We start from the raw sequence: 5,006 nt of genomic DNA, 5'->3' as shown, positions 1-5,006 counted from the left end.
TAAGGATCCCTTCAAAGGTCATTCTATGTTCAGATTTATTATAAATTGCGGCCAGTGTTCTTCATTACTTGAAGTAGCTTTTGCCACCGCTTATCAGTTAGCATGAGTCTCGGCATGGTATGGCGTTACAGTTTGTTTTTGGCGAAAGAGATTATAACGCCTTATCATGCCGTTCAAAAAACAATCACGAAAGATCAACACGCCCTAGTGAAGTCTTCATTAATCAGTTCCTAGAATCGCAACGTGTTGTGAGTGAATTAAAGAAACTATTTAGGGATCAGATTGATATCACTTTTATTGAGAAAAACGTCGATGGTGATAACAAGAGACCACACTTTAACGTCGGTGACATTGACGCACTATTGCGCAAAAAGTACAATAGAGAGTCGCTTGAACGTATCGTTGGTATCACGAGAGGAGGAAGCCATGCAGAACAAGCGTAATAAGGTAAAATCTACCGCTTTCTCTGACTTCGTGCGTCACTCGTCGTCGAGAGAAAAGCGAAAATTTTTTGATAAAATAGTGAGAGAAACGATTAAAGAGCAGCAAGACATGCTCATAAAGGCAGAGCAAACAGCTAAGTGTCAGTAATCGTTTATATTTCTAGCGAGAGCCGCTGTTGTCAGCGGCTTTTTTGTTTGTGCTATATGCGGCCACGTTTGTCATTGTCTTCACGGTAGCTTGATGTGGTATCCTCTCTGGCCTCAATTCTTCCAGCGACTGTGAGCCTGACTTGAAAAAAATCGCGGTTTTTGTCGACGTTCAAAATATCTACTACACCACACGCCAAGCCTACGGGCGCCAGTTTAATTATCGCCAGTTATGGCACGCTTTGAGCCAAATGGGCGAGGTGGTCACGGCATATGCTTATGCCATTCGCCGCGATGACGATCAGCAAATTAAATTTCAAGATGCACTGCGCCACATTGGCTTCACCGTGAAGCTCAAACCTTATATTCAACGTGCCGATGGCAGCACCAAAGGTGATTGGGACGTCGGCATTGCCATTGATGTAATGGAAGCTGCGCCGGATGTCGATACCGTGGTTCTGCTCTCTGGTGATGGCGACTTTGATTTGCTGATGAACAAAATTCGCGCACGCTATCAGACCGAAGCTTTAGTGTTCGGGGTGCCTGCGTTAAGTGCCAACTCCCTCGTGAATAGCGTTGATCGCTTTATTCCCATTGACGATAGCTTGTTGCTGTAGATCCAATTAAGGCTAAGAGAAACCATTCCGATTTTATTTTGATGTTGAGGTAAGTTAACGATGTACAAATTGATCGCCCTAGATATGGACGGCACCTTGTTAAACAGTGATAAGGCGATATCGACTGAGAATAAACAAGCCATTGCCCGTGCCCGCGAAAAAGGTGTGACCGTGGTATTAGCATCGGGTCGCCCGCTAGAAGGCATGCAGCCTAAACTCGATGAGCTAGGTATCGGATCCAATAAAGATTTTGTGCTGTATTACAATGGCTCGATGGTCAAAAACGTCGGCACGAATGAGGTGATCTTACAAAAGGGGTTAGACGGTAAAGCCGCGAAAGCGCTGGCTCAACACGCTGAAGCGTTGGGTGCTTATTTGCATGCCTTTAGCACTGAACATGGTTTGATCACCCCCGCACACAATCCGTATACCGAGATTGAGGCCAATATTAACGGGCTCGATATCACCTTGATGGATTTTGAGACTCTGAGTGATGATCATCCATTATTAAAGTGCTGATGGTGGCGGAGCCAGTAAATTAAATGCAGTGATCAGTGCGTTACCGTCAACGCTGCGCGAGGAATTTACGGTCGTGCAAAGTGCGGCGTTCTTCCTTGAGTTTTTAAATCCGGCAAGCCACAAAGGGGCAGGTGTCGCAGCAATTGCTGAGCATTTAGGAATTCAGCCCGATGAAGTGATCTGTATGGGCGATGCCGAAAATGATCACGCGATGTTGGAATACGCCGGCCTTGGGATTGCCATGGCGAATGCGATGGAAGCAACCAAGCAAATCGCAGACTATATTACTGAGAGCAACGATGATCATGGTGTTGCTAAAGCCATTGAAAAGTTTGTGTTAGCGGCGGATAGCTCAGTGGCGTAATTGCACGGATTCAACTTAAAAAGGCTTGTTCGAAAGCAGGCCTTTTATATGTTCGATATAGCGGCCAAGGATAAATGATGGTTTGACTGTATAAATCGTATTATGGAGAAGATGTCTAATAACTAGTCTGACAGTCATAAACGCAGCGTTATTGTCACGCGGTTTTAAATAAGTAAACGTAAGATTGCGTTTATTTTTTATGCGTTAAAAGAGGGTATATCAAGGTAGTAAAAACAGAGGGGATAATCTGAAATGGTGCGTCCGGGCAGACTCGAACTGCCGACCCCCGCCATGTCAAGGCGGTACTCTAACCAACTGAGCTACGGACGCGTATTTCAAAATTTGGTGCGTCTGAGTGGACTCGAACCACCGACCCCCGCCATGTCAAGGCGATACTCTAACCAGCTGAGCTACAGACGCATACCATATTCTCAGTGTTTCGCCGTATAAAAGCGATTCACTATAGGCTATCAAGCTAAGTGGTGCGTCCGAGTGGACTCGAACCACCGACCCCCGCCATGTCAAGGCGGTACTCTAACCAGCTGAGCTACGGACGCACAGTGCTTGAAAGCGGGATGAATAGTAGCGAGTTCATCTTTATCGCGCAAGCGCTTCAACGCATATTTTTGTACATTCAGGTTTGTTTGGCGATTTGATCGTCAATGTGGCGATATTTTCGCTTTTTCAGGGGCTTTGCAAGTGTGCTACTGCCCTAGTTTGACGTCACAGCGTTGGAAAAGCTGCTGCCATACATCTGCATGGTGCTTGATCGCGTCTTTGTATTGGCGGTAAGCCTCTCCCTGCCAATAGGCGTTTTTATACGCGCTAAACGCATCCGGTGTTTGCAATGTAGCAAAACGGGTTAACGCTGGCGCAATATCACGATAAAGGCCATCGACACGGGCTAAATACGGCTGAACATCACCGACGTAAAATTTATAAAACACAGTTTGTAGGCGCTCTAGGCGGGTAGTATCAAAATTGCCGCCGCAAAGTACCTTTTCTTGGTGGTTAGCGATCAGTTCACTGGTTTGATTAAGCCAGGCGGTGTGATAACTCAAACTAACAAATAAGGCGCCAATAATACGTTGTTTCTCAATGCTCTCTTGCCAATCGATGACTGACTCGTTGGATGGCGGATTGTTATCGAGTAAATGGCTAAACTGGTCAATGGTGCTCACGGCATTACTATGCGCGGGGAGTGCAATGGTCAGCGTGTAGGCGGGTAAATTCCATTGGCCGCGCCAGGCATCACTGTCGATCAACGTGTTCCAGATCACTGTATCGCGCTGCTTGCGTTTCAGTGCCAATACCTGTTCTAACTCAGTTTGAATGCTCGGGTCTTTTACTTGTGGTAAACACTGCGCAGCGGTATCAATAAAACTGAGCTCGTAATCGAGTTGGCGGAAGCGGTCCGCAACTTTTCCCAGTGAGGAATTGCGTTCGGCGATAAGATTAAACAAGCCACATTGACGTAGTTCGTAGACATCAAGCACACCCATTCGTACATCTTTAAGTGGTTGAACCAGATTGCGTTTACGCGGCAGTGCAGGCAGCTCTGGAGACGTGAAATCGGGCGTCGGGGCATCGAGCACATTCCCCAACCGTTGGTAGTAATCAGCCATCATATCTTTGGCTGGATCGTCCGATTGGCACCCGACTAATCCAATTAAGGTAGCGAGCAGTAAGATTGGTTTGAGTCCGCGCATGGTTTATCTCGTGGCTAAGCTCTTGACGTATCAATCCTATCATCTACGCAGGCGATCGGCTTAACGATCGCCTGGTTGACCTCTACGTGTATGCAGCTGGACCTTTTGCAAGCGGTTAACGCTCTGCCATCGTTAATTGGAATTCAGAGGATTGCTTGCGCAACCAGCGTAGGCGTAACCCTAACAACACGGCGGCACTGGATAAACCTATGATAATACCGATCCAAAAACCGTGTGCGCCCATAGCTGGGACGAGCCAATCCGTCATTCCGAGCACATAACCGAGCGGCAAGCCTAATCCCCAGTAGGCGATCAGAGTGCGCTGGAAAATGGCGCGCATATCTTTATAGCCACGCAGGGCGCCAGCGGCCACGACTTGAATCGCATCCGTGATCTGATACACCGCGGCCAATAACATCAGTGATGACGCCAACGTTGCCACTTCTGGATTATCAGAATACAGGGCGATAATCGGATCACGTAGCCAAACTGTCAGTAGCGCGGTAATGACAGCCGTACTCACCCCTAGCCAAATCCCGATTTTGGCCGAGTTGCCAGCCCCCTCCGTGGTACGCTTGCCCAGCAGGTGGCCGACACGAATACTGACAGCAACGCCCAAACTCATGGGTAACATAAAAATCATGGTCGAGAAGTTAATCGCCACCTGGTGCGCCGCGACTGTGATCGGGCCCAGAGGCGCGATTAAAATGGCAATGGCTGCAAATAAGGTCACCTCAAAAAACAGCGAGGCAGCGACCGGAAAACCAAGCCGAAAGAGGCGGATTTGCTCTTTGAATGCTGGCGCGTAAAGTGAGGCAAATAACTGGAGTCCACTGAGTTTTTTGCTCACCGTGACATACAGGCTATAAGAACCGCCATAAGCCAATACACCAGCGCGGTAGCGACACCGCACCCCACACCGCCTAGCTCTGGCGCGCCGAGTTTGCCGTACACAAACATCCAGTTGAGGGGAATATTCGCCGCCAGCCCAATAAAGCCAATCACCATCGCCGGCGTGGTGAGTGACATCCCTTCGCATAAATTACGAATGGATTGGAACACCAAGAAGCGGGCACCGCCCAGATCACCGCATGCAAGTAGCCAATGGTTTTTCGGTCAGCGCCGCTTCCACATCCATGAGGTTAATAATGAAGCCCGCTTTATAAAGAATAAGTCCAATAGGCACGCTTAACAGCAGTGCCATATA

At 48.1% G+C, this 5,006-nt stretch carries 3 protein-coding genes, 3 tRNA genes and 3 pseudogenes; 3 read left to right on the top strand and 6 right to left on the bottom strand.

Features of this window, described 5'->3' with window-relative positions:
• Positions 1 to 116: pseudogene (locus tag DZ54_RS25025) on the bottom strand (IS5/IS1182 family transposase); the annotation flags it as partial.
• A 3-nt stretch (positions 117 to 119) separates the two neighbouring features.
• Here DZ54_RS25025 and DZ54_RS0116360 point away from each other — a divergent pair.
• From DZ54_RS0116360 to DZ54_RS22750, 3 genes and pseudogenes are all read left to right on the top strand, one after another.
• Positions 120 to 443 (top strand): hypothetical protein, encoded by a 324-nt coding sequence (locus tag DZ54_RS0116360; protein WP_025675255.1) that lies wholly within the window; start codon positions 120 to 122, stop codon positions 441 to 443.
• 290 nt (positions 444 to 733) lie between these two features.
• Positions 734 to 1,207 carry an NYN domain-containing protein gene (locus DZ54_RS0116350; protein ID WP_025675254.1) on the top strand — a complete coding sequence of 158 codons (474 nt, stop codon included), beginning with the start codon at positions 734 to 736 and terminating at the stop codon, positions 1,205 to 1,207.
• Positions 1,208 to 1,267: 60 nt separating this feature from the next.
• Positions 1,268 to 2,090: pseudogene (locus DZ54_RS22750) on the top strand (Cof-type HAD-IIB family hydrolase).
• A gap of 253 nt (positions 2,091 to 2,343) precedes the next feature.
• Here DZ54_RS22750 and DZ54_RS0116340 read toward each other — a convergent pair.
• The 5 genes and pseudogenes from DZ54_RS0116340 to DZ54_RS22745 all read right to left on the bottom strand — a co-directional run.
• Positions 2,344 to 2,420, bottom strand: a tRNA-Val gene (locus tag DZ54_RS0116340).
• A 13-nt stretch (positions 2,421 to 2,433) separates the two neighbouring features.
• Positions 2,434 to 2,510, bottom strand: a tRNA-Val gene (locus DZ54_RS0116335).
• Between the two features lie 60 nt (positions 2,511 to 2,570).
• Positions 2,571 to 2,647: transfer RNA gene (locus tag DZ54_RS0116330), tRNA-Val, on the bottom strand.
• A gap of 147 nt (positions 2,648 to 2,794) precedes the next feature.
• On the bottom strand, positions 2,795 to 3,799 hold the full coding sequence (locus DZ54_RS0116325) for a DUF3080 domain-containing protein (protein WP_025675253.1): 1,005 nt from the start codon (positions 3,797 to 3,799) through the stop codon (positions 2,795 to 2,797).
• Positions 3,800 to 3,914: 115 nt separating this feature from the next.
• Positions 3,915 to 5,006: pseudogene (locus DZ54_RS22745) on the bottom strand (MATE family efflux transporter); the annotation flags it as partial.

Source organism: Salinivibrio socompensis S35 (assembly GCF_000513715.1).
Classification (GTDB): domain Bacteria; phylum Pseudomonadota; class Gammaproteobacteria; order Enterobacterales; family Vibrionaceae; genus Salinivibrio; species Salinivibrio socompensis.
This window is presented reverse-complemented; position numbering and strand designations above follow the sequence as displayed.